Below are 22,731 nucleotides of genomic sequence, written 5' to 3' on the forward strand. Positions count from 1 at the left end.
CATTGCAGGATGCAGAGACATTGGTCTATCAGACATTAAACACAGATGAAACTTTAAAAAAATTACTAGGTGGTATAGACGTAGAAAATGGTTTGTTTAGAATATATAACAGTCCTGTAGCTCCAAACTCTGATGAATATCCCCGGATAACGCTATTTGAAGTTGTTAACACGGATGAAGCTGTCGCAGATGATGAAGCAACAATGTCTGATGTAAATGTCAGGGTAGATATCTGGACAAAAGATGAAACAACTCTGTTTGATATTACAAACAGGATTAAAAAAATACTAAAGACAAACCTCCTGTGTACGGTAAAACTTGGAGCTAAAATTTATGAGCAGGACACAGAGGTATATCACAAGGTAGTAGAGGTTTATTTATTATTAGAACAGGAGAGTGAAGATAATGGCTAAAGTAGGCTTAAAGGATGCATATTATGCAATCATGACTAAAGATGAAATTGGTTCAATTACATACGATGTGCCTGTAAGATTAAAAAACATACAACAGGCACAAGTAAATCCAAAGGTAAATACGGCACAGGCTCCGGGTGATGATGTAATTGCAGAAAGTGTTACCCAATGCATCGGAGCAGATGTAACAGTACAAAGACTTGAATTTACACCGGTAGAAGAAAAAATACTATTGGGGCGTGTAGAAGATGCTGACGGAGGTATTTATGGAGGCACAACAGACAATCCCCCGTATGTCGCATTTGGATACAAGAGAACGTTTGTAAACCAATCAGAAGGGTTATATACTTGGATATTAAAAACTAAATTTGCACCGTCAAACATGACAGCAGATACTAAACCGGTAGACGGGGTTACTATGCAGTATGATAGCATGACAGCATCGGCACTTACAAGACAGGCTGACGGTCAATGGATATATTCCAGAAAATCATCTGATCCGAATTTTGGGGCAACTTTTTTCAGTAAGGCTACACTGGAAAGACTTGCAAATGCAGTAAATCAAACATATGGGCAACCTGCAACAGTATCAGCAGTTGCAACATTACCCGAAACGGGAACACCCGGAGTTATCTATCATCTTACAACGGATGATACACATCATTACTGGGATGGCTCAAAGTTTGTTGAAATATAAAATACATATTAAGGGGTGGCGAAAGCTGCCCTTATTTATTTAGGAGGTAATATGAAAAATCCAAATATAGATATTAAGTTTGGAGCAAGTATCAAATCCTGCAAAGAGTGCAAAGAAAACAGCGTAGGAAGAATAATATTTGAATACTTTAAGCCAACTTATGGTTTGTCTAATGTTTTTATTAAATATAAAGATGGCATTTGTTATATTAACGATCAAATATTAATGTCGTTTATTAGGATGGCAAACCCATTGCAGCCGGATAGAAAAATACAGATAGTGTCAGATAAAGAATTTAGAGAATTATGCACTGGAAAGGATGGAAATAAATGCAACGAACAATAGTTTTAGACTACAACGGTCAAAAAATAGTTTCACAGCCTTTTACATTTAAACATGCTTGCATTATGGATGATCAAAGACACAAAGCCGGAGATAAAGAACTTAATATGAACGACTATAAACTATGGGCTTTTGAATCACTTAAAAAAATGTTTGAAGGAACTATACTTACGGATGAAATCCTAGAAACGGAAATCAAAATAAAAGAAATAAGTAATGCATGTACAAAAATATTAAACTGGTTTTTTAGTATTGATGAAGAAACAAAAAACTCATCAAGCCCACAAACGGAACAGGAGCCGGGAGTGGGCGACTAAGAAATCTTTATAAGACTTTTATGAAAATGAAGTTGTTACCGTCCGAAGTAGACAAACAAGACTTTGATATTCTTCTATGGTTAGCTTTAAGTCCTGACGAAGAAACCAGAAAAGATGAAATAGAAGCAGCAAATGCACCTATCATGGGCATGTTATAAGGTGGTGAGAATTTGGCAAAGAACCCGAATATAAGTATTGGTTTTAGTAGCAATAAATTTGCACAAGAAGTAAACAGCATGGTTGCTCCACTAAAAAATGTCAAAAAAGAATTTGAAAAAACAAACTTGGCAATAGAGGCTACAGGAGATAAATTTGCACTTGCAGCAAATAAATTAAAGGGTTATGAGGCAGAGACAAAAATATTAAAGGCTGCAACCTCGGCAATGAAAAAAGGCTTAGACGATGCGGTTAATACACAGTCTAAGCTTACTGCAAAGGTTGAAGCTGCTAAACAGGCTTACCAAAATGCAGCAAATGCAGAAATTAAGTCCACAGAAGAGGTAAAAAAGCTCAAGCAGCAATATGATGATTTAGTTTCAAGGCTATCAAAGGCTGATAAAGCCGTTGCAAATTGGAAAAACAAAATACTTGATAGTCAGATAGCTGAAAATAAACTCAAAGTTGCAGTATCTCAAACCTGTGCGGAAATCGACAAGCTGAATAACCAACAGGCCAGAAATATAAAGAGTACCCAAAATGTAACTACTGCATCAGGGCAACTGCTTAATATATACACTCTCATAAAAGGGTTAGCAATAGGATATGCAGGAAAAACCTTATACGAAGCACTTATAGGTGATAATGCAAAGTTTGAGCAGAACATGACCGCCTTTGAAGTACTTTTGGGCGGTGCCGAAAAAGCTCAGAAGGAAATGGAGAGGTTAACCCAATTTGCAGCAGTAACACCTTTTACATTGCCACAAACCGTGGATACAGAAAAACGGCTACTTGCCTATGGTGTAGATATAAAAAATGTTGCCGGGGTTATGCAAATGTTGGGCGACATATCTATGGGAATCCCGGAAAAGTTGGATATGATATCCCTTGCCTACGGTCAGGTAGTTACTAATCAAAAACTTTATGGTACAGAACTTAGGCAGTTTGCTGAAAACGGTGTTCCACTCTTGGATGCGTTGGCAAAAATGTACGGTAAGACAACTGCCGAAATGCGAAAAATGATTGAAAACGGACAAATTAGTGCCGATGCCGTAACAGCAGCATTACAGGGCATGACAGCCGAAGGCGGCAAGTTCCACGGAATGATGGATAAACAAAGTAAGACCATGAGTGGTATGTGGTCAACGCTCAAAGACGATATAAGCATGTTTGCAAGGGATGTTGGGTCGGAAGGCTTTGAATACCTTAAAGGTGAGTTAAGCTCGCTACTGGATACAATAAATGAAATGTCAGCAAACGGACAGCTTGACAAAATGGCAGAGGATTGGGGCCGTAATATAGCTACGTTTATTGAATATGTGGCAAAAGCAGTAGAAATCCTGTGGGAAATGAAAGACGTACTTATAGCGGTAGGTGCTGCAATGGCAATAACATCAGTTATAAATGCTGCAGCCGGAGCGTTTAACGTGCTTAAATCTACAGTATTAGCAGTAAAAGCCGGGTTTGATGCTGCAAAGGTATCCAATGACGTGTTAAATGCAAGCCTTATAAAATCACCTTGGGGCTTAGTAGCAGCTGCAATCGGTATTGTGGGCGGGGCTTTAGTAACATATGCATTAACTGCAAGCAAAGCAGAATCAGAAGCAGATAAACTTGCAAAAAAGACAGCTGATTTAAAATCTGAGTACGAAAGCAATATACAGTCAATAGATAGGCAAACAAAATCGTCTATGGGCGAAATAGCCATGTCTCAAAGGTTGGCAAAGGAGCTTGAAGGGCTTAGTGGCAAAACCAATAAAACAACTACCGAAAAAAACCGCATGGGCCAGATTGTAGACCAATTAAATCAAAAAATACCCAATCTGGCATTAGCATTAAACAGTGAAACAGGCGAGTTAAACAAGCAAATAGGTGTTGTATACAATGCCATAGATGCATATAAACAGCTTTTATTCGTAAAGGCTGCTGATAAAAAGGCTAGTGCTGCAGCTGAAAACATCTTAAATATGCAAGACCAAAAAACAGCAATAGAAAAATCAATAAAGAATAATCAAAATGCTCTTAACGAAGCAAATAAAAAAATATCATCAAGTATGACGGATGTATTCGGGAAAAGTACTCTTGAATCAGTAACAAAGTCATTTAAAAATGAAAGTAAAATAAATGGAATATTAATCGAAAGAAAAAACTTGCAAAGTCAGCTTGATAACGTAAATAAAAGCATAGCGGATTCAGAGAAAGCTATTTCAGATTCGCAGAAAATGGCACAGGACTATGCGAAAAAGTACGGAAACAATAACCCCAACACGAACAACAATAATAATAAGGAACCTCCTCCACTCCTAAACGGAAAAAACAATGACAAAGATGCTGAACGAGCCAGAAAAGAAGCAATACAACGGGAATTTGAAACACTTAAATTTAACCTTGATATGGGGTACATAACCGAAGCCACATACTATAAAAAGCTTGCAGTACTCCGGGATAAATATTATAAATCAGGATCGTCTGAATGGCAACAGTATACCCTTGAAATAAAGCAGTATAACGACAAGGCAAAGGAAAATGCACTGCAAGCTCAAAAAGAGGAGTACCAGGAGAGACTAAAAAACTCTGAACAGTGGATATCGGCACAGAAAAACTACGGGAAACTGTCAGCAGAGCAGGAAGTAGCATCCTACGAAAAAATTAGAGCCTATACAAAAGAATATTACAATAAAAAAGTAATCAACTATAAGGACTATCTGGAACAGCTTAAATCTCTTGACCAGACCGAATTTAATATACGAAAGCAAGCCCTGCAAGATGAAATTTCTTCCGAAGTAGATGCACAAAAGAAAATACTGGACAGCCGGAAAGAAGCGATTGAAAAAGAAGCCGACTATGATAAGAAAAAATACGATGCCCGGAAAAAACAGATTGAAGCTGAATATGACCTGATAGAGCAAAATGAAAAGAAAGCGGACAGGAACACAGAACTTGCAGACCTTGCAAGGCAGGAGCAAATATTCAGAGCTGCAGTTACCACAGAGGGCAAGAACCGGCTAAAAGAAATACATGACAAAATTGCTGACCTCAACAAAGAAGCTGCAAAAGAACAAAGAGACGTTGAGAAGAAAGGTAAGCTTGATGCTTTAGAGGAACATCAGACACAAACAGAAGAAGCAAGGAAAGCCCGTCTTGATGCAATAAGTGACGAGTACACAAGGCTTGACGAGAAGCAAAAGGATCTACTAAAAAATATAGGTGATTATGCAGCGTCAGCAGCAGGAAAAATTGAAGAGGCAACCGCAAAGGTTAAAGCCTTGATTGATGCTGTAACACATATTAATCCAAGTAGCACATTAACAGGGCAGCAAGTACCGACAGTCAGAAAAACAGTAATAAATCAAACTAATAATAACAATATATATGACTCTGTAAGTGCAAATGTTTTTGGAAGCATGCTTACGTCTGGACTGCGTGGGATGGCAACATAAGGGGGGATTAAATTGTATGGAATATCAATAAACGGTATACACAGTAGTAAAATACCAACAACATGGAAAACAACAAAGCGACCGTTTATGCCGGAGCCCAAAACCTACTATGAATCACTACCTGACACAGATAGTGATTTTGATTTTTCTGAGTTTAATGAGGATGGAAGACAACACTATAATGATAGGGTGTTTGAAGGGACATTATCCGTTGTAGGGAGGGATATGCAAGAAATACATATACTCCTTACCAAAATTGGACGTTGGCTGTTTGGAGGCTGGAAAACCCTTGAATTTGATGATATGCCCGGTACGGTCTGGACTGCTAAAGTAGAAAATACAGAACAGGTAAGCTATGAACTTGCCAGAATTGGAACAGCATCAGTCTATTTCAGGGTAAAACCTTTCTCAAAATGGTTCTTGGATTCAGCTGCCGGTGGTGTGCCTCTTGATACAGACAAGATAGATATAGACAGCGAAATACCAATTGACTTGGACTTGAATCCGACTTATACATTTACACAAGGTAGTCAAAGTGTAATAGTAAACAATTTGGGTGATTGGTACACTACCCCCGTTTTGACTATAACAGGAAGTTTTACAAAATTAACTATTGCATCTGGAACAAAGCAATACACATATACCGGTAGTATACAAACGGGAGACACATTAATAATAGACTGTGAAAAGCCTATGGCAACAAAAAACGGTCAAAATGTGATGCCTTTTTTATCAGGAAATGGCTTGGTATTTGCACCGGGTAGCAATGAACTGACAATAACCTCAGACGGTACAGGTCAGGTAACAGTAACCTTTGATTTTAAATTTATAAATGTGGCGGTGATAAACTATGCTTAAAGTATATGACAAAAAAGAAACAGACTTTTCCAGAAACGGTCTGGCAGTACTGAAAGAAGCACAGAATGTGTGTGTTACAAGAGAAATAAACGGAGAATACAAGTTAACTTTTGAACTGCCGGGAGAGAGTAACGAAAAATGGCAGTATTTGCAGCACAATAATATAGTAACATGCGAAGGACAACAATTTAGGGTTGTAAGAAAAACAAGGGAGAATCAAGGCATAATAAAACGGTCAGTGGAATGTCTGCATGTAATGTATGATGCAACAAAAAAATTAATACCTGATTATCCAAACCAAATGGGTTATACACCCTATGCCATTATGGCAACAGCATTTTCCGGGACACCGTTTCATGTGCTGACAGAGGCAGAAGCAACAGCACTTGGAATGTCGTGGGTAACAGACAAGACGGATATATTCCAGTGTTCAAAGGTTACACCGTTTCAGATTATCAAAAAGATAATAGAGAATGTAGGCAAAGGTGAAATCTATGTAGACAACTATAATATAGCCCTTGTTCAACGTATCGGTAAAGATACGGGACTACACTGTACACTATCAAACAATCTACAATTATTAAGTGATATAGCAGATACAGGCGAAACAATAACAAGGCTATACGCTTTAGGTAAAAACGGTATGCCTTTACCATCATCGGTGGCACCTCACGGATACATAGACAGTACAGAGGGTATAGCTCTATATGGAATACTGGAAGGTTATAAAGAATATGACACAGAAGGCCCTAATGAATTATATCAAAAAGCCTTGTGGGAATTTAGCCCGGAAAACCATGAAAGAATCGACATGGTAAAAGTAGCATATGGACTTAAATTTGTAGAGCTTTATAAGCTGTTTGGACAAAACTTTAAAGTAAACTTAGGTGACTCTGTAAAAATAATGAATCAGACACTTGGAATTGATACGGTTCAGAGATTTACTAAATATGTGTATTACCCATATGGGCCGCAACAATCTGACGTAATACTTGGCTATCCTCCAAAAACTTTAACCGATGCTGCAGTAGCCGGACTAAATGCATCGGAGAAACTAAGTAATGTAACAAATCAGGCCGGAGAGGTTAAGTCAGAGTGGTTTGAAAACCTTGTAGGCAACTTAAAGCAAACAGTTTATGACGGCTTAAAAAAAGAGCTTGCACAACATAGAACAGGTGACTTGTGGGAATTTGGAAACAACTCCGCTATTGCAATAGTAGACGGTGTGATAGCTATAGCTAACAAACGTAAAGCAGACGGTTCTTGGGATTTTCGAACTTTTGGAAATGGTAATGGGTTTGTTGCAGATTTAATTATTGCAGGAATTTTAAAAGGGGTTGAAATTCAACAAGTATCTGATACGGGGAAATTATTATTAGACATTTATAAGGACGTAAATGGAGGAAAGGTCGCAATATATGATACCGATGGGAATTTGAACGTTGGTATTGGGGTAGAGGGTGTAGGCGGCGAAAATATAGGTGGAACATTAATGCTGTATAATGACTCAAAATATAAGCCTAGGGTTGCTTTAGGGACCCGAGGACTCTATGATAGTGGTTTTTTAACATTATATGGTCCAACAAATATGGGGAATGTATTTATTACAGCAAGTCAAGGTGGACCATGTATATTTTTATATGACAATAACGGAACTTTAAAAAGTTCGCTTACTGCCACCACTGGAACGATAAATGGGCAAGATATAGCAACAAAAAAATATGTAGATGATGCAATAAGTCAGCACATATTACAATACCATACATAAAATAAGAGGCTAGCTAGCCTCTTATTAATCAATATTAATAGTAACTTTAGGTACAGTTGTGTCCATATCAGAATATGGATTGTTGTTTTGAGTAGTCACAACCTTATTTACTATGTCAATTTGGCCTTTATCTTTATCAAACTTAACATCTAAACCAGCCTTTGTAAAATCTGAAAGTTTTAAATAAGTTGAACCATTTACATTGTAGCCTTTTACATCTTCTTGTTTGTTATTAATTAAAACTGGATAAGGATTATCAATAACTTTTAAATTTGTGGCAAAGGCGGTTATTGAACATGCGAGGATAGCTCCTGCAATTAAACCGGATATAAATTTTTTCATAGGACATACCTCCAAACCTATTAATATATTAGTTTTATATACAGTATATACCAAAAATGTGACATTTAATAGACTTTTCAACCAAAATATGTAAAGGGGTGGTAAAATGCTTAATCTTAATATGAACTGGCCAACATTGGTTATTAAATCTATAAATCATTGGTGGCCAGTGGTTAAATCAAATTTTGCGGCGATACAGTCCGCTTTTAATGGGCATGTCTCAGGAACTGCAGATAAGCACACGGCTAGCTCTATAATTAATGATTCTGCAGAGCCGGGGGAAAGTGTAAAGGAGGTGATGGAGAATACAAGAACGGAATTGAACTCCCATTATACAGGAGCATTAAATAAGCATAGTGCAAGCTCAATTGTTAACGATTCATCTTTGCCGGGAGATAGCATTAGGGAAGTGGTGGAAAATAACAGTGTAGAGTTAAATAATCATTATTCAGGAGAGGCAAACCGGCATACAGCAAGCATTATTATAAATGACTCTGCCGAAGAGGGGGGGACGGTTGAAGAAGCATTAAACAATAATAAGGCAAGGTTTGATAATCACATTACTGGAACTTTTGGGACACACGCTGCTGAAAATATAAGTTATTCGGGAAGTTTTGTTGGCAAAGACAATGTAAAAGCTGCTCTAGAACAAGCAAAGTCTGAAATAGATACAATAGTTATTAATGCAAGCAAAGACCCGGAAGTAGCAATAGCTAGATCGTCAACCGTAAAAAGTAAAACATTTACAACCTTGGATGATAGGTTAGAGGAATCCGAGCTGGAATTTATAAACTTGGTTAATAATATGTCTGACTACGAAACTACATCGGGATCACAAGCTAAAGCAGATACGGCATTGAGTGGAGCAAAAACCTATACAGACCAAAAAACCGAACAGGTACAGACAACAATACAAAATACAATCAATACACATTTGTCGGATTATACGATGCAAATACCGTGGGCAGGTGTATCTACAAATGCTGGTAATGCTTACTCTATTGCAAGTCCTGTAATAGCAGTGTTAGTGGCTGGTATGGCTGTAAGTTTTAAATGCAATGCAGATTCTACGGGAGCAGTAACCCTAAACTGGTCAGGAACAGGAGATAAAAGCGTTTTAAAAGCAAATAATCTTAGTGTTACAAATTGGAAAAGCGGTGGGGTTTATACTTTAAGGTATGATGGTACAAATTTTCGGTTACAGGGTGAAGGGGGTGATTACGGAACCGCACAATCAGCACAAGTTTTATCAGGTTATTCAATCGGAACAAATTCAGGATTAGTAGATGGAACAATGGTTAATCATACTGCAAGTAATATTCAATGTACTTTTTTCACTGATGCAACTATTAGTGAAGGATATTATAACGGCACAGGAAAAGTATTAAGACCAACTTTTACAGCAGGTGATACAAATAGTTTATTCCATGATACTACTAATGATTATAAATATTATCATGCTACATATACAAAAGTATTTGAAAAGACATTATTACTTGGTGGTACGCTAAGAATATCTTTTCCGTTACGTCCGGAAAATGGGAGTGCGTATACTGCTTATGCAAGAATTTATAGAAATGGCACTGCTGTTGGTATAGAACGAAGTGTTAATAGTAACAGTTACGTATTATTTACTGAGGATATTTCGGGTTGGCTGCCATCTGATAAAATTCAGATATATTTAAAAAGCTCATCTACATCATCTAATAGTATGATTGAAAAAAGTAATGGGGGGATAAAAATATCAGTAAATGAAACATTTGTAAGTTAAAGGAGGAGTGAAATTATAATTATACAATATAATACCGAAGAAGAAGGACAGCAAATTATTTCCGAGAAAACCAGCCAAAATTATATTTTAACAGAAGTTAAGAATATCACGGAAGGCAATTTTTTGAGGTTTTTAGAACCTAGTGAAGTACTCCTTGAAAATGGGGGAAAATAAATAGATATGATAATTGGAAATGAGTTATAGGATAATATCACGAACTAAAAGGGAGTCATTTATTTGGCTCTCTTTTTATTTTATATAAATACATCATTGGGGAGGACTGATAAATGGAAGTTAATGTATTAGTAGCTATTAGTGTGGCCGGAACTTTGAGTGGTATTTTATTTAGCTACGTTGGCTATCGGAACGGAGTAAAAAAAGAAAGTACAGATACCGGTAAGAATTCCGGGACCCTGATATCAGATGTTGGTTATATAAAAGCTGGCGTTGATGATTTAAAACGAAAGCAAGAAACATCAGAGGAACGCCATTTTGCATTAGCTGAACGTGTAAAAGGTGTAGAAGAGTCAGCAAAGTCAGCACACAAAAGAATTGATAATTTAGAGGGGAGAGATTAAAAATGGGCAATGTCAAAGCATCAGATATTATCAGATGGGTGAAATTAAAAGTAGGTCTTGGCTATGTTTATAGTGCTACAGGACAAGTATGCACTGTAGACCTATTAAAGTCAGCTCAAGCTACATACGGAAATACAATGGGGGAGGGATATTTTCAAAGAAATGGAGACTACTATAAGGGCCGATGTGCTAAATGGCTTGGTAAAGTTTGTTGGGATTGTTCTGGACTAATAAAATCAGCTAGACGAGCAATTTCAGGAGTATGGCAAGATGTAAGTGCCCAAGGTCTTTATGATCAATGCACGAGTAAACGTGGCACAATTCCAAGCATGTCACTTATTCCCGGAACACTAGTATTTATGTACGGAACATCTCAAGGCCGTATGGTACATGTAGGAATATATATTGGCAATGGCGAGGTAATAGAAAGCCGTGGGGTTGATTATGGTGTTGTAATAACGAAATTATCGCAACGAACATGGACTCATTGGGGACAGGCTTCTTGGATGGCACTTGATCTTAAACCTGAAGGTGCAAAGGCAACCGTTGGAAACGAATCTGATAGTGGGGATAATTCAACTTCAAAAAAAGACGATGCGAACAAAACTGATTACAACAAGGCCTTGGATAACCTAGTTAAAAATTATGGCATAGACAAGCAATATTGGCTCGCACATAAAGATATAGACCCATACTTCGATGATTTAATTGTAAAAATAGGAGGAAAGTTATAATGAAAGAGAAATTTGCAAAACTGATAGATGTAAAGACAATAATAACATTTGCATTGGTTGGTGCAACGATTGCGTTCACTGCTGCCGGGAAGGTAAATCCAGATAAGCTTTTATCAATGGCTACTATGTCAGTGTCGTTTTTCTTTGCGGTTAAATTGAATAAAGTGTAATATACAAATGCCCTCAGGGAGAAATCCTTGAGGGCAAAAAATTATTATTCCCCAATACTATTTTTACTATCAATATCTAATTGGTATTATAGATTTTGTTATATTAATTAAATTATCATAACCTTTTAATTTCAAATATCGATTAAGCCCATCTTTAGCCAAACTATATTCAATTGTGGGGGAAACTGTAATATTTTTTACAATATTTTTATCAAATTTTACATTGATAAAAGGAGCAAAAATACCATTTTTTAAACTAAAATCATGTAAATCGGATGATTGTTTTGTTGGAGGATCCTCAATAGGGACTTTAATAACAAACCTATATTCATTTTCATGTATAAAGGCCTTATCTTTAAAAAAAAGTCTAAATAGCTGTAAATGGCTAAAAATATCTTGTTCAGTACTGTCGTATATCATTTCTTTTTCCACTTCTGGTTCCAATTCAGTAGAGTTGGCATCCTGCAACCTGGAAGATAATAAATTACTCATACTAATCAAGTAATTTTTTAAAATGTCTATTTGTTCGTTTTCAGTATAAACAACATTACCATGAAAAATTTCAATATTACCTTCTATCTTCGAAAGGTTAGATATCATTTCTTGAGTATTAAAACCAATATTATAGCCTATATACTTACTATTTTTAACATAATGGTTCCACATATTAAGCAAATCGTTATTATTAGATGAACAAAAAACAAAATACCTTACATTATATCTAGTCATGTCGCACTCGGACTCAAATATGCTTTCTTCTACATTAAAATCATTTGTATATACGTTTTTTGCGATTTCTATTATTTCACTTCTTACCGTACCTTCAATTTGTTCGAGCACTTTTGTTAAAGATTTTTCTATATGTATATATTCAGATTTATCATTTAAAAATTGGCAATCCGTAAATCTAAAAATAGAGTTATCAATAATTGATTTTAAGCCTTCTGGTGAGGTATAGTGGAACTTAATACCTACTAAATCAGAATCATCTTTGCATAAGAATTCATGTATTCTATTATCTTGATCCATAACAATTCCTTCTTTCTTAAATATTCTCGTGGTTATACAGATTATATCATATATGGTATATATTCGTGGATTTTATAATTCTTTATATTTTGAGAAAGTTCCTGATAATAATATTTATATTGTTCGCATAAGCAATGTGTATTATGGTCTACCTCGTAGGACTAAACCTAAACCAGATCTAAATAACCTAGGTATTTCAAACTTTTTGGCACTTGTAGACTTAATTTTAAGTGGAAGTGGTTGAATAATACCAATTTCATATAATTGTTGTATCATATCATCATCAGATGGATCCAATCCGGACATCATTTTTATTAAGTCACTTCTATCGAATTTTGAAATTGTACAACCTTTAAATCTATCAAAATGTTTTTGAAGGGACGGGAATTCACTTAGATATGTAGAAAACTTAATTTCGGATACCTTATAATATGCATCTCTTACAGCCAGTCCTGATATTAAATAATTATTATCAGGCTGATAATCTTTTATTTGAATTTCTTTTGATATGTTTCCAAAGTTGATAAGGTCCCTAGGATATTTTCCGCCTAAACCATCTGTAATTCTTGCTATCATCCAATCAACAATATTAGCTTCACCCTTACCTTTATAGACTTGTTCTTGAAAAAGAGTACAAAAAGCTTTTCCCAAATTAACACTATTTAGTATATCGTTTTGAGAGATTCCGCTCTTGTTACTTATAAATTCAAGAATATCTGCTTGTGAACAAACTCTTTTAAGTAGTAGTGCCATAAGAGATTTGTTATCCCAAGTTAATTCTATTGTTTTTCCTTCAACATGGTCTTTATTTACAAAATGAAGTGTATTCCAGATATCATTTCTTAGAAAAATTTTTAATTTTATTTTAGAGTATTGTGAAAACTGTGAATTGACTCTAAATAAACTTTCAATACATTGTTTCCTTTTATTATAATCGTTAGAAAATAACTCATCAATCTTATCAAAAAGAACCCACACTTCTTTATTTTCTTGTATCAAAAGATCATTTATTTCTGCTAAAATATCTTGAGTATCAATTTGAGTCTTACCACCAATTTTAAATTTTACACCTTTGTATTCAATATCTATTCCCTTAGGAGGTACACCAAATATTAATTTCCATAAAGATTTAATTAGCGGAAGAACTCTGACATCTACCAGATACCCAGCTTGTTTTAAAAACTCTGATAAATTTTCACCAGAGCTATATCCTAATTCACCTAACTTGATTGCTACTTTTATAGCTATATATAATTGCCACGTATTATCAAAATCAAAATTAGGCTGTCTCATTAACTTTTCCATATCATCAGTTTTTAATTCTTTTAAATCTTTAAATCCAGTACCGGTAACAAAAATTACATTATCTATATAATTTCCAGCTAATTTTCTTGTTTGAGCTTCATATTTAGAAAACATTTCAAATAAAGCACTTTTCCCAGATCCCTTAACTCCTTTAATCAAAACAATATTAGTTTTAATGAATTTTTCAAAATCAGTTGTTTTTAAGAATTTACGATCTAAGTTAGACTCAGATTCAGAATCTACTTGTCCAAAATCCAATAATTCTAATAATTCTGGTATTGTCGTCATTAAGATGTTCCTTTCTTTTTTTCTATGGCTTTAATACAATTACTTAATATATAAAAATAATACCACATTTTCTAAATAATGGGGATTATTTAATGTTTATATAGTTTAGATTAACAATGTTATGTTTTTGCTTTTTTACAACTTCATATCCTTTATTACACATGTAATAAAGGATATGGTCGGTTAAATAGAGAAGAAAATAGTAAGAATTTTATCTGAACTGGGAGAGAAAATTTTTTATATTATGGTTCAAAGAAATAGTATTGTACCTATCTTCTGCAGGATATTCAAAATATATATAGTCGATGCATATATCGCAATAGCTTTTAATTATGATTATAAGACTAATATGTCATAATCATGTTGTTTGTTCTTGTATTTTATTACAGATTTCACACCTGCCCATGCTATCCAACGGTAATGGCTTAAGCGTCCTTGTTAATTCTTTATATATAGCCCTATTTTCTGTGTGGATATTTGGTTCTCTGTAATAAAAATCCTCCGCTAAAATTACAGGACTGTAGCCTTGACTACCACAAATATTGCAGATATTAATATATTTTTTAGCCGACGGATTCCATTTATTAAGATATATTGAAAAGTCTGGCTTTTTCAGTTTGCTATGTGACATAATACACACCTTTCCATTATATGAATAATCTTTGCTTCGCAATTTCAAACATTGGCATTAATACATAAAACCAATATAATTATACTATATTTGGTTTTAAATTTGGTGAATAGTATTTATGTTGCAACAAGTACCGCACTATTCAGTTTCCAAAAATCAACTTACTTTATTCGCAAGGTTTCTATATCAACTTAAATTTGCTGCATATTTTCACAAGTATGCAGTTTTTGGTTGCTTATTCACTTCGCAATTGCCTGAAACCACAAACAAAAAACGAGCCGAAGCTCGTCTTTTGTGTAATCAAGAAATTTTCAATTTTTTGATGTGAATCAAGAAATGATAATAAAATTATACAATATATTACAAAATAAAACAATAAATGAATTTTATTTATTTAAGTATATACCAACGTGTAGTATCTGTTTCAAAAAAAAGAGAGAAGTTTTTATTACCTACTTGGCATTTATATTTTAGTCCAGCCGTGTAGTTCTTTAAGCTTTGACCGGGTGTGCAGTCTATTACTTTAGAAATTACATATTTTTGATCATCTTCCCAAATAAATGAAATCGGTCTAATGCTCCCATCTAGCAAGTAGGTTGCATTAACTTCAAGGTATAGTTTCTCTAAATTATCCTCAGATTTAAGTTGCTCTTCATATTGTTTTCTTTCAAAACCAAACGGCATCTTATTCACTCCTAATATAGAACATATGTTTGATATCATTATATGTTTTAGCTTTGCTTTTATCAATAGCTTTTATTTAAATATTAATAACAATTTTAAGCATTTTACTTTAGTGTTTTTACAGATTACATTTTTTGGTGAATGTAGTAAAATATTTATTAATAACTCTTAATTAAGAAATATTATAATATTAAGCTAGAAGCTAAAGTATGGGAGGATACAAATGAAAGCCGTTGCATATGCAAGATATTCTTCAGATAATCAAAACGAAGATAGTATTGAGGCTCAATTAAGGGAAATAAAGAAGTACTGCAGAGATAGTAATATAGATTTAGTTCATAGTTATATTGACGAAGAAAAGTCTGGAAAGACTGATGATAGACCCGCATTTCAGCAAATGATATCCGATGCCAAAAAAGGCATATTTAATGCAATTATTCTTCACAAAATTGATAGATTTGCAAGAAATAGATATGATTCAGCGATATATAAAGCACAACTGAAGAGGTTGGGCATTAAATTATATTATGTTGCTCAGCCTATTTCAGATAGTCCAGAAGGTCGTTTAATGGAGGGCATTTTAGAGAGTTTTGCCGAATATTATTCCGAAAACCTTGCAAATGAAGTTATGAAAGGTCTTAAAACAAAAGCATATCACGGAGAGTTTACCGGTGGGTTTGCACCATTGGGTTATGATATTATAGATAAAAAGTATGTCATCAATGAGCAAGAAGCTGTAATTGTCAGGAAAATATTTGAACTATATGCAAATGGGTATTCTTATGGAGATTTACTAAATGAACTTAATTTAAAAGGATACAAAACTAAGTTTAATGTGCCATTTGGAAAGAATAGCTTGTACTCAATACTTTCAAATAAGAAATATATTGGAATTATGGAATATAACAAAGCGGTTTCAAGGATTCCTGGACAGCGCAATGGTCATAAAACTAAACCTGAAGAGCAGATTATAATAGTGGAAAATGTTATCCCCCAAATCATTGACTTAAATACATGGAATACTGCTCAAGAAAGAAAAATTAATAGTAAACACAAAGCCCAATTTAAAGCTGTAGATACTTATTTGCTGACAGGATTAGTTGAGTGTGAATCCTGTAGCTCAAATATGGGAGGGCATAGGACAAAAAATAATCAGAAAAAAATTTATTCTTATTATCTTTGTAAAAAATGCAGAAATAAAGTAAAAAAGGAATCTATTGAACAAAAAGTGTTAAATACTCTTATCACAAAAATTTTTTCTGATGAGTCGATAAACGAGTATGCTCAAAAACTTAATGAATACTCAGCCAAAAAATATAACGAATCAGAAGCAGAGATAAATAAACTGAAATCTGTTGTAAGCCAATTTGAACGAGAGATAAACAATATCGTTAATGTAATAATGAAAGGAATTTCGTCATCTGCTCTTGAAGAAAAACTTCAGACATTAGAACAGGCAAAAAAAGATACGTTATTTGAATTGGCTTGTGCAAAAAACAGTCAGGACATGGTTTTGTTTACACCTGATGAAATAAAAAGTAGCTTGATTAAATATAAAAATATACTTGAAAAAGGCAATATTGATGAATGCAAGCCGATAGTTAAAAAGTTCATTCATAAAATAACAATAGCCGAAAATGATAAAATCACTTTCAGCTATTGTTTAGATACTATTGGTGCGGATGAAGGGACTTGAACCCCCACGGTCGCCCACTGGAACCTAAATCCAGCGCGTCTGCCAATTCCGCCACATCCGCACGAGCAGTTCCTATTATAAATAGATTTGATAGTTTTGTCAACAGAATATTAAATAAATTTTTGTATAGAGTCATATTCAATGACAAAATATTAACTAAGTTACATTTATTTAAAAAAAATGAAATACATGGTACCTAAATAAATATAATTAATATATAATTATTCTAATAATGTTTATTGATTGGAGGTAATGCAAATGAGTAACGGTTTTTGGGATGAAGATGATTACGATTACGATGACCACGTCGATGACCAACAGAGTGACACTCATTATGACACAGAGGATATAGTTGATGAAAATAAAGATTCAGAAGATGATGACAATGATGATGACGGAGCTGACAAAGAAGATGATGAAGATCAGGAAACTGAAGATACTGATATGGGAGAAAATTCAAGTGGGTATTCTAAACACAGTATAATAAAACAGCAATCTTCAAATAGTCCAAGTTTCCACGGATATGGAAAATGTATGCGTTATCTTTGCAACTGCCAGCATTTTGAGAGCATATCCGGTAATACGTGCAGTAATTGCGGACACAGCTACAGTGACCATTGGTAATAATAACTAATTAAAGAGATTTATAATACGAGGAGGTAATACTATGGCATTTGGGGTAGATGATATACTCGTTTTGGTTGTATCAAGGCTGGCAACCCGAGCAATTTCCTCCGTAGCAAAGAAGTCATACGACTTTTTTACAGGTAAAGAGCAAAAGGAAATACAGAAGAAAAAGGAAGAAGCAGCCATTAGTTTTGAGAATAAAAGCAAGATACAGCTGATTGATCATCAGTTCAGGTTGACGGAAGCAAGGACACAATTTGAAATGCGTATGGAAGAGTGGAAGCAAAAAACCTTTTATTCCAACTGCTGGCCTTTAAGAGAACCTTTTGATATGCACTTTGCTCTTACTACACCCTTTGAAGGTTGCAGTATTGACGGTAAAGAAGTAATCCCATGCAGGATAATAACGTCGTTAAAAGATAAAGACCATCCTATTGCAAAAAATATAAATGGAAATCTGTCTTCATTTCTTATAACACATTATAATAGCGTAAGCACTCACCCGGTAATATCAGATATAGGGAGTTGGAGGGAGGATTCACCTTCTAACGATGCATCAATAAATTACTTGTTTTCAGGGCTTCAAGGCCAGCCTGTTTTAGTTTTTACACCTGAATTCGTTAATGACGGACAAACAATAATTCTGAAAATATGGTCATGGGGGTTGGGTGAAAAGGTAAACCTTCCTGTGGGAGTTGAGTTCGGAAGGATTAATATTAAACCCCTGTATCTTAATGCTTTATATGAAGAAAGTAAAAAGAGTATGGAGCTAATTCAGGAGTTGGGAATAAAATCAGAAGGGTTTTATTCTGAAAAACTAAATAATAACATAAAGATTATTAAAATGATTGATAAGCTTAGTGATCAGGGTGAGGATAAAAAGCAAATGATTCAACAGTTGTATTCACAATTATCAGAAACAGATGAAATAAGGGATGCTGTTAAAGAGAAGATTTCTGAGCAGGTATCTGGTATTTTTTCCTGTTGCGCAGGGATGTATGCCGACGCATATCATCTGGTGGAATATGGAACTGTTCCCAAACTTCCTTTGCTGGTCGGAAGCATACCGGGGGCGGAAATGATACGATGTTCTATAGGAGATTTTTATATATCATTGCTTTCGGAAATTGAGCAAATAGATAATTATAGCTCAGTTCTCCCGGATATTTATGCTGATACAGCAAATGCGTTAGCCAATATGGGAGCTACTTACGAAGAAGTCAACAAGTACGTAAAGCCTCTGCTAAGCAGGGGGATAAATCTGTTTACATATGGTAATTGTAATTCCTTGACAAAGGCAAAAATCCAAAATATCAGCAGTCTGGATGAAAGTCTTGATAAACTCTTGAGAGAAAATGTATCAAATTTGGACAGAAGCTTTTTGGATAGGATAAATTCGGTACTAAAGTCTATTCATCACCCAGCCTATCCACTACAGTGACTTGTATGAGAATTTGGAAAAAGAGATAAGGAGGAATGTTAATGTATAACAGCGAGAAACTAAAGTCAACTCAGAAACTTTTAGAGGATTTGGGTAATGGTATGACAGTCCTTTTTAATGAATACAAGGAAGACTTTTTAGGCGATGAGCTGGTTACTTCACAATTCAAAAGTTTTTTTGAAGAACACAAACGTGCCATGGAAAGGATAAAAAATCCCGTTCTTTCTATTGCTACTATAGGCACTACTTCGTCGGGAAAATCAACACTTACAAATGCATTGGCCGGAAAAATGGTAGCACCCATAGATTCAGGTGAAAAAAGTGCCGGAATTCTGGTTTTGAAAAATTCTAACAAACGGTCTCTTTATATAGAAAAAACAAAAAATGCAAGGTGGAAGACCGGACAAATTAAGCAGGATATTTCAGATGAAGAGGCATATAACATTAATAGTGACACAATGAAAACATATTTTGATAATAGAAAAAATTCTGCACCTCCGAGGATTTACTCAAAAGGGCCTTTGCTTATAGGTTCGTCACCTGAAATGCTTAACCTTCCCGAAGATATATGCGTTGAGCTTGTAGACCTGCCCGGTCTGAAAAACAGTGGAGATAAGGAAAATCTGAGTGTTATACAGGAGATGCTGACAAGGTCCCTTTGTCTTGTGGCGATGGACTATAGCCATACGGATGATGAGAATCGTAAAAAGCTTCTGGGAGAACTAAAGGATATTGTTAATTTCTTGGGAGGCAGACATGATTCAATAATTTTTCTGCTTAACAGGGTCGATTTAAGAAATGAGACAGATGTAGAGCTTGATTTAAATATATGTAATCTTAAAAAAGAGATCAGGGAAGTATTATCCCTGAAAAACGAACCTGAGATAATACCGTTTACCGCACTTCCCCTGTTCTATGCACAGTGTGCTTGGGGGCCTGTTTCACATAAAGATAAGAACAAGGAGCCTCAATATCCCAATGATGCTCTAAAATATAACTACAAATGGTTTCTCAAAAGCTTGATGAAGGATTGCTATGATATATATGACAGCAATGCAAATAATGAAGAACTTGAAAAGTGGCTTGCCGAATTAAGAAGCAGTGTAAAGCACGGTCATGATTTAAAGGAAGAGGATTTTAGAAAGCTCCTTGATTATACATACGAATGCAGTAACGGAAACCTGCTGTCTGAGAGAATACAGGAGAGGCTTAATAACAGTTTTTCACAGTTGATTATAATGCCTGCAATATGCGAATTATTTAAAATATTCTGTGCTCTCCACAGTACCTTAAAAACTCTTGGGAGCATAAGAGTTACAAAATCAAAGCTGAGACTTGTAAATTATTATCTGGGTACTGTAAGACTAAAAGCCGAGCTTATAGGTTGTGATAGTGAAGAAGCGGCCAATAGTATAAAAAGTGACTTGAATTCAATATTGGATGAACTGGCAGAGTACGAAAGCAAGGATATCCCCGAAGAGGAGAGGAACAGAATAGACAAAGTCAAGTCTGAGGTTATGTCCTTAAAGGAGGAAATTGTAATTTCACCTGGGAGGATAGGTGAAAAAAAGCAGGAGTTTCAGGAAAATCTTCAGGAAATAACAAGGAAGATAAATGAGGGAAAAGGAACATATGATGCAGAACAGTTTGTTAATGACCATGAAGAAATATTCGGAAGCATTGATGATTTTTCCAATATGTTTGACTCGGTTGCACATCTAACGGATGAATTGAGGCTGGGAATAATACAAATTATCGGGGATTCCATTATAAATAATGATACATACGATGAAGTGCTGGGAAAAATGGATTTTCTTCCTGCCGAAGTGTCGTCCCGACTTGCAAGGGCATATGATTATGTCAGCAGAATTATACTTGGCGGACTCAGGGACAAGGAGGTAGTTAACAATCACTTTGTTATGAAATCTGCAAATAAAACCGAAGAAATTCAGAAATATATGGAACGCTATGATTTTTTAGATGTAGCAATAAACAAAGCACTTTCTACAAGAGCGGGACTACTGCTCCAATCGTATTCACATGAGTTGGTTCTTCCACTAAAAAATATGATTCAGGGGCATATAGACGAGATAGCAGAAATATGCAGGAAAAAGCTGGGGATTAATGATCTTGAAATCACTGAAACAATTGAGAATATTCTTCAAGCTGTAGATATTAATGAACTGTCTTTGCCTGACGGAATTTTTGAGTTTGCTTCAAAACCTCCGGAAGAAGAAGTTAGTATAGGTAAAAAAACAGTGTGGAAGACACGGATCAAGCAAGGTTCATTTTGCGGAAGCAGTAGCACTGAAAGCTATGTTGAGTATGTTGATGAAATGGGAAATATTTATTATTTTCCTAATGGTGTAGCCTTGAAACAGAAATGGGACTATGGCTTGACCAATGCTAAAGAATTATTCTGGAAGTATATGTTTGAATGGATGGCTGAACAGTTGAACAGTTATTCCGATGCATTTTCAATTTCAATAAATACTCTTATAACTACCGTAAACGATACAATAAAATCGAAAATAAGCATGAGCGAGCAAAAGCATGAAGAGGAAGTCGGAAGATGGAATAAAATTTTACTTCAAGCCAATAATGCATCTGCGGTATCCAAAAGTATTAAGGAAGTTGCCGTTGACGGGAACGGGGTTTAAGATGAAAATAGGCGATGATATTAAAACTTGGGAGAAAGAATTTCTTAAACAATGTGATTATTGTGAAAATGAAAAAGATAGCTTAAAATGCGCAGTCAACAGATTAACTGACATTATTCCCCATTTTAACACATTCGATGAGGATGGCAGAAAAATAATTGATAAATGCACCGATTATTTCTCTAAACTGTTTGAGCCTTTATATATACCTTTGAATAAGAAGAAAGGAGGATTAAGAATGAAGGGCCTTTTTATTGCAGGGCTGGCTATAGTGGGTATATCTATGATTTTTATCTTTCAAAGAAAATATAACAATAACCAAAGGGAAATGCCCCTTGAAAGAAAAGAGAAAATTGCTAATGTTTATAAGTCTTCCAGTATATCGGAAGAAAATATATTGATTCTTGTTCTTAGAGCAGGCAACGAAAGCTGCTTGAATACCTTGAAAGAGAATATGCATCTTTCAGAGGAAGTCTGTGATGAGTTGTACAAGGCGACCAGATACTTATGGGTAGGAAATACCAATCAATTCAAAAACTCAAGGATAATAAAATGGTTTAATGAAACTAACAGCCCGACACAATCAAGTGGTTTGGATGTATACCTGATTAAATTAGTTTTAGAAAAAAACTATAGTGGTTTGTTGCAGTCCGCAGACGGTCAGTCTCGCTATAATGCATTTAAACAGCTATGTCAGGATGGATTGCAGATTGAAGAATTCTCTCCAAGGGTTTCAAACGCTGCATATGGTACTACCGAGGTATATGAAAGATAGGAATTTCGT

The 22,731-nt window shown here is 35.0% G+C and carries 22 protein-coding genes and 1 tRNA gene; 17 read left to right on the forward strand and 6 right to left on the reverse strand.

Going from position 1 to position 22,731, the window contains the following annotated elements; all coding sequences use genetic code 11:
• The first annotated feature begins 2 nt into the window (after positions 1-2).
• From CLO1100_RS05690 to CLO1100_RS05720, 8 genes are read left to right on the forward strand one after another with little or no spacing between them, the layout of a single operon-like run.
• Positions 3-413, forward strand: coding sequence for a DUF3168 domain-containing protein (locus CLO1100_RS05690; RefSeq protein WP_014312803.1), 411 nt, complete (start codon positions 3-5; stop codon positions 411-413).
• On the forward strand, positions 406-1,110 hold the full coding sequence (locus CLO1100_RS05695; protein WP_014312804.1) for a major tail protein: 705 nt from the start codon (positions 406-408) through the stop codon (positions 1,108-1,110). Before CLO1100_RS05690 ends, CLO1100_RS05695 begins: the two co-directional genes overlap by 8 nt.
• Positions 1,111-1,161: 51 nt before the next feature.
• Entirely contained in the window at positions 1,162-1,455 is a 294-nt protein-coding gene (locus tag CLO1100_RS05700; RefSeq protein WP_014312805.1) for a hypothetical protein, read from the forward strand.
• Complete coding sequence (locus tag CLO1100_RS05705; RefSeq protein ID WP_014312806.1) at positions 1,440-1,769, forward strand: hypothetical protein; 330 nt, start codon at positions 1,440-1,442, stop codon at positions 1,767-1,769. The genes CLO1100_RS05700 and CLO1100_RS05705 overlap by 16 nt, the downstream gene beginning before the upstream one ends.
• Positions 1,770-1,795: 26 nt before the next feature.
• The gene (locus CLO1100_RS21220; RefSeq protein WP_278244398.1) at positions 1,796-1,927 is read left to right on the forward strand and encodes a hypothetical protein; all 132 of its coding nucleotides are present in this window, start codon (positions 1,796-1,798) and stop codon (positions 1,925-1,927) included.
• A 12-nt stretch (positions 1,928-1,939) separates the two neighbouring features.
• Positions 1,940-5,365, forward strand: coding sequence for a tape measure protein (locus tag CLO1100_RS05710; protein WP_014312807.1), 3,426 nt, complete (start codon positions 1,940-1,942; stop codon positions 5,363-5,365).
• A gap of 12 nt (positions 5,366-5,377) precedes the next feature.
• Positions 5,378-6,223 carry a phage tail domain-containing protein gene (locus CLO1100_RS05715; RefSeq protein ID WP_014312808.1) on the forward strand — a complete coding sequence of 282 codons (846 nt, stop codon included), beginning with the start codon at positions 5,378-5,380 and terminating at the stop codon, positions 6,221-6,223.
• The gene (locus CLO1100_RS05720) at positions 6,216-7,991 is read left to right on the forward strand and encodes a phage tail spike protein (RefSeq protein WP_014312809.1); all 1,776 of its coding nucleotides are present in this window, start codon (positions 6,216-6,218) and stop codon (positions 7,989-7,991) included. Before CLO1100_RS05715 ends, CLO1100_RS05720 begins: the two co-directional genes overlap by 8 nt.
• Positions 7,992-8,015: 24 nt before the next feature.
• Here the strand turns inward: CLO1100_RS05720 and CLO1100_RS05725 are convergent, their stop codons facing one another.
• Positions 8,016-8,333 (reverse strand): hypothetical protein, encoded by a 318-nt coding sequence (locus CLO1100_RS05725; RefSeq protein WP_014312810.1) that lies wholly within the window; start codon positions 8,331-8,333, stop codon positions 8,016-8,018.
• A gap of 106 nt (positions 8,334-8,439) precedes the next feature.
• Between CLO1100_RS05725 and CLO1100_RS05730 the strand changes: the two genes are divergently transcribed.
• The 4 genes from CLO1100_RS05730 (at position 8,440) to CLO1100_RS20675 (ending at position 11,586) form a co-directional block, all read left to right on the forward strand.
• Positions 8,440-10,104: a hypothetical protein gene (locus CLO1100_RS05730; protein WP_014312811.1), complete on the forward strand. Its 1,665-nt coding sequence runs from the start codon at positions 8,440-8,442 to the stop codon at positions 10,102-10,104.
• Between the two features lie 287 nt (positions 10,105-10,391).
• A complete protein-coding gene (locus CLO1100_RS05735; RefSeq protein WP_014312812.1) occupies positions 10,392-10,682 on the forward strand; it encodes a hypothetical protein in 291 nt (96 codons plus the stop codon).
• Positions 10,683-10,684: 2 nt separating this feature from the next.
• Positions 10,685-11,416 carry an NlpC/P60 family protein gene (locus CLO1100_RS05740; protein WP_014312813.1) on the forward strand — a complete coding sequence of 244 codons (732 nt, stop codon included), beginning with the start codon at positions 10,685-10,687 and terminating at the stop codon, positions 11,414-11,416.
• Positions 11,416-11,586 (forward strand): hypothetical protein, encoded by a 171-nt coding sequence (locus tag CLO1100_RS20675; RefSeq protein ID WP_014312814.1) that lies wholly within the window; start codon positions 11,416-11,418, stop codon positions 11,584-11,586. Before CLO1100_RS05740 ends, CLO1100_RS20675 begins: the two co-directional genes overlap by 1 nt.
• A 69-nt stretch (positions 11,587-11,655) precedes the next feature.
• Here CLO1100_RS20675 and CLO1100_RS05745 read toward each other — a convergent pair whose 3' ends face one another.
• The 4 genes from CLO1100_RS05745 to CLO1100_RS05765 form a co-directional block, all read right to left on the reverse strand.
• Positions 11,656-12,615, reverse strand: coding sequence for a DUF2971 domain-containing protein (locus CLO1100_RS05745; RefSeq protein WP_014312815.1), 960 nt, complete (start codon positions 12,613-12,615; stop codon positions 11,656-11,658).
• A gap of 141 nt (positions 12,616-12,756) precedes the next feature.
• Entirely contained in the window at positions 12,757-14,208 is a 1,452-nt protein-coding gene (locus CLO1100_RS05750; RefSeq protein WP_014312816.1) for a hypothetical protein, read from the reverse strand.
• A 358-nt stretch (positions 14,209-14,566) separates the two neighbouring features.
• On the reverse strand, positions 14,567-14,839 hold the full coding sequence (locus CLO1100_RS05755; protein WP_014312817.1) for a hypothetical protein: 273 nt from the start codon (positions 14,837-14,839) through the stop codon (positions 14,567-14,569).
• Between the two features lie 390 nt (positions 14,840-15,229).
• The gene (locus tag CLO1100_RS05765) at positions 15,230-15,523 is read right to left on the reverse strand and encodes a hypothetical protein (protein WP_014312818.1); all 294 of its coding nucleotides are present in this window, start codon (positions 15,521-15,523) and stop codon (positions 15,230-15,232) included.
• A 223-nt stretch (positions 15,524-15,746) separates the two neighbouring features.
• Between CLO1100_RS05765 and CLO1100_RS20190 the strand changes: the two genes are divergently transcribed.
• Positions 15,747-17,219, forward strand: coding sequence for a recombinase family protein (locus CLO1100_RS20190; RefSeq protein WP_014312819.1), 1,473 nt, complete (start codon positions 15,747-15,749; stop codon positions 17,217-17,219).
• On the opposite strand, the gene CLO1100_RS05770 is transcribed toward CLO1100_RS20190, so the two are convergent.
• Positions 17,198-17,280 (reverse strand) — tRNA-Leu (locus CLO1100_RS05770). The two genes, CLO1100_RS20190 and CLO1100_RS05770, sit on opposite strands and share 22 nt — an antisense overlap.
• 197 nt (positions 17,281-17,477) lie before the next feature.
• On the opposite strand from CLO1100_RS05770, the gene CLO1100_RS05775 reads away from it, so the two are divergent.
• The 4 genes from CLO1100_RS05775 to CLO1100_RS05790 are packed head-to-tail and all read left to right on the forward strand — an operon-like array spanning position 17,478 to position 22,722.
• Complete coding sequence (locus CLO1100_RS05775; protein ID WP_014312820.1) at positions 17,478-17,843, forward strand: hypothetical protein; 366 nt, start codon at positions 17,478-17,480, stop codon at positions 17,841-17,843.
• Between the two features lie 43 nt (positions 17,844-17,886).
• The gene (locus tag CLO1100_RS05780; protein WP_014312821.1) at positions 17,887-19,287 is read left to right on the forward strand and encodes a hypothetical protein; all 1,401 of its coding nucleotides are present in this window, start codon (positions 17,887-17,889) and stop codon (positions 19,285-19,287) included.
• A 41-nt stretch (positions 19,288-19,328) separates the two neighbouring features.
• Complete coding sequence (locus CLO1100_RS05785) at positions 19,329-21,947, forward strand: dynamin family protein (RefSeq protein ID WP_014312822.1); 2,619 nt, start codon at positions 19,329-19,331, stop codon at positions 21,945-21,947.
• A gap of 1 nt (position 21,948) precedes the next feature.
• Positions 21,949-22,722: a hypothetical protein gene (locus CLO1100_RS05790; RefSeq protein ID WP_014312823.1), complete on the forward strand. Its 774-nt coding sequence runs from the start codon at positions 21,949-21,951 to the stop codon at positions 22,720-22,722.
• Positions 22,723-22,731 lie beyond the last annotated feature (9 nt).

It is taken from the genome of Clostridium sp. BNL1100 (assembly GCF_000244875.1).
In the GTDB taxonomy this organism is placed as follows: Bacteria; Bacillota; Clostridia; order Acetivibrionales; family DSM-1351; genus Ruminiclostridium.